Below are 2505 nucleotides of genomic sequence, written 5' to 3'. Positions count from 1 at the left end.
TCAAAGTCAAAAGCTGTCATAGTAGCTGCTGCCTTTCTTTAATGTTAGTTTTCGCAAAAAATAAGCGAAGCTTTAATCCTGGGTGGGTAATTCTACATTATTTTCTTGATAGGTCATTGTTTAATATCAACAGATTTCACTCTCTCATTGGCGAAGCCGTTGATTTCAGATGTATCTATCAAGTACAGAGCCAATAAAACAGCGCTCTTGTTACTACAAAAGCGCTAGATAATGTAAAAGCTTTTTACTATTTATTTATCTGTGTGAAACAAATCTTGCTAACAACTCTTCACGAGATGACTGAAGACATAGCGGGGTAAATTCCTCTGGTGTTAGCTGCAACAAACTATCGGCTACTCTTGAGAGTTCTTCATCCACAGAACCAAATCTGAATCTCAACAAGTTTTCTACAACCTGACGGCGTTCAAGTTGTACTCCCTCTTGTACCGCTTGCGCTCTTGCTTCTTCGTAAGCTTGAGTTAAGTTCATGATCAACTCCTGGTTATCTCTGGTTAATTCTGTCTGTGTCATTACACTGATACGCCACCTGTAAATTATTTCTAGTACGTTCCGGCGTACAAGATCGGATGGTGGTAGTGCAATGATTTCACTTACTGCTTGCTTTTGAATTGCTCCCCGTCCCAAAAGCCTCAACCATAGCGTTTCTGAAGTAACTGGTAGTTGGTTAATTGCTACTATTGCAATTCTAAAAACATTAGGCAGAAAGTATATTCCAGTAGTCCAGTTTTCTAACTCTAATTGTGCGCCAAAACCTTTGAGTAAATCTTGCGAAGCTAATGGTACTACAATCCATAAACGAGGTAAATCATTATCATCTAAAGTTTTTCCTTCTGCCGATGCATGACAGTTCAAAGTTGAAAAGACACTTAAAAGTTTATGTAGGCAGCTTCGGACTTCTGTTTCACCAATTTGCTCATAATAAACTTCTATTGAACAATCACTTTGAGCAACTTTAGCAAGTAATCCAAGTGAGTGTCTTTCGGTTTGAATTGTCCCTTTCGGAAAAAACAGAACAATTCCCCGCCTTTCTGAATCGGTTATTACGCCACTAACTTCTACGCTACCTAATGGTGAAAGCAAGCCTTCAAGATAATGCTCAACAAACAGACTATAAAATTTTTGGGTCATTCAAAGGACAAATTGCGAAGGATAGTTTATATCAATACCAAAATCGCTTTCATTGACTGGGAAAGTATTAGTCTTAATCAATACTGTCCTAAAGCAGCTTGAAAAACTTGTTCAGCAGTCAAATTTAGCTCTCTTAAAGTAGGTGATTGAATCCGGTCATTTCCTCGAAATTGAGCAACTTGATATTCACCTTCAACTAAAGCATAAACTGATATTGTCGGTTGTTTAGGATTTCCAATAAACCGCTTTCCACCAAGAGCAGCATAGTCAACAATCCAATATTCTGGAATCCCAATTTCCTCGTACTCACCAAATTTAAGGAAATAATCATCACGCCAATTTGTACTTACAACTTCCACGGCTAATGGAATTGATTCTGCTTGAGTAACTGTTGATGCTTTTTTCCAGAGGGGTTCATTGACCAAGTTAGGAAGATTCAATACTAATACATCTGGAATATAACCAGATTTCCTATCAACTGATTTGACTAATACTTGACCAGGAATAGTATAAGCTAGATTAAACCTGCGAATCTCAAAATTGAGTTCTCTAATCAAAAATGCTCTAACTAGCTCATGTTCTCCTGTTGGTTGCATTTCTACTATTACTCCTTTGTATAGTTCATATCTGCCATTTTCTGGTTTCCACTCTAGAAATTCTTCAAAAGTAACTGGTTCTGGTAAAGCTTGAAACATCGTATTATCTCTTCAAGTTTGAACTGATGCCAACGGAATGTTTGTTCGCGCAAAAATTTTAGATTTGCTTCTATCTTTACATTTAAATAAAGGATCTTGTTTTCAAATTGGTAAGTGGACAGTTTTTCTAATTTATCCTGTCCACTGTTCAGATTTATTTAATTTTATGCTACCGCTAACTCTAAGCTAACGTATGGCACTTCACTAGTTACCGGAGCTATGGCAAAGGATTCAACAGCCTCCCTGACACACCAGTACCGTACTCCATCGCCACAGCGCCAGTAGTATGTCTTGGGGTCGTTTTCCCAGACTTCCTCAGTGTTTCTGACCTTGAAGAGTATGCCCAAGAACTCACCATCTAGATATACGTTGTGAGCCGTCTGAAGGTCAGTGCGTCCTACATAGGTCAGTCGATAGCCGTCTACTGGTTCGCACAAGTCTTCTGCACGAGTCCCGCGATACCCACAGTTACCGCACCCATGTCCTTCGCAGTCTGGACAGATGGCAGCAGGCATATTCCACTTCGGCAGTGTAAAATCCCATTCAGCCGGTGGGGAAAATAATCGAGCCTTGTGAGATATATACTTGAGTTTGGACTAATTGGCATTTAGTAGCAATGATATAGAAGGCAAGAGAAAGTGACCTAATTTCTTTTAGGGGC

General features: G+C 39.2%; 3 protein-coding genes. All 3 read right to left on the bottom strand.

All coding sequences use genetic code 11. The features are described from left to right. Positions 1–255: 255 nt before the first annotated feature. Positions 256–1149, bottom strand: coding sequence for a hypothetical protein (locus G1O98_RS37795; protein WP_163939526.1), 894 nt, complete (start codon positions 1147–1149; stop codon positions 256–258). Positions 1150–1226: 77 nt separating this feature from the next. After that, on the bottom strand, positions 1227–1844 hold the full coding sequence (locus tag G1O98_RS37790) for a Uma2 family endonuclease (RefSeq protein WP_163939524.1): 618 nt from the start codon (positions 1842–1844) through the stop codon (positions 1227–1229). A 164-nt stretch (positions 1845–2008) separates the two neighbouring features. Continuing rightward, positions 2009–2359: a hypothetical protein gene (locus tag G1O98_RS37785; RefSeq protein WP_243458666.1), complete on the bottom strand. Its 351-nt coding sequence runs from the start codon at positions 2357–2359 to the stop codon at positions 2009–2011. Positions 2360–2505 lie beyond the last annotated feature (146 nt).

Source organism: Nostoc sp. UIC 10630, assembly GCF_010747425.1.
Classification (GTDB): Bacteria; Cyanobacteriota; Cyanobacteriia; order Cyanobacteriales; family Nostocaceae; genus Nostoc.
This window is presented reverse-complemented; position numbering and strand designations above follow the sequence as displayed.

What these genes read in the sequence shown, in the direction of transcription:
- G1O98_RS37795 (WP_163939526.1), bottom strand. Translation starts at nt 1,149, where the DNA reads ATGACCCAAAAATTTTATAGTCTGTTTGTTGAGCATTATCTTGAAGGC.
- G1O98_RS37790 (WP_163939524.1), bottom strand. Translation starts at nt 1,844, where the DNA reads ATGTTTCAAGCTTTACCAGAACCAGTTACTTTTGAAGAATTTCTAGAG.
- G1O98_RS37785 (WP_243458666.1), bottom strand. Translation starts at nt 2,359, where the DNA reads ATGCCTGCTGCCATCTGTCCAGACTGCGAAGGACATGGGTGCGGTAAC.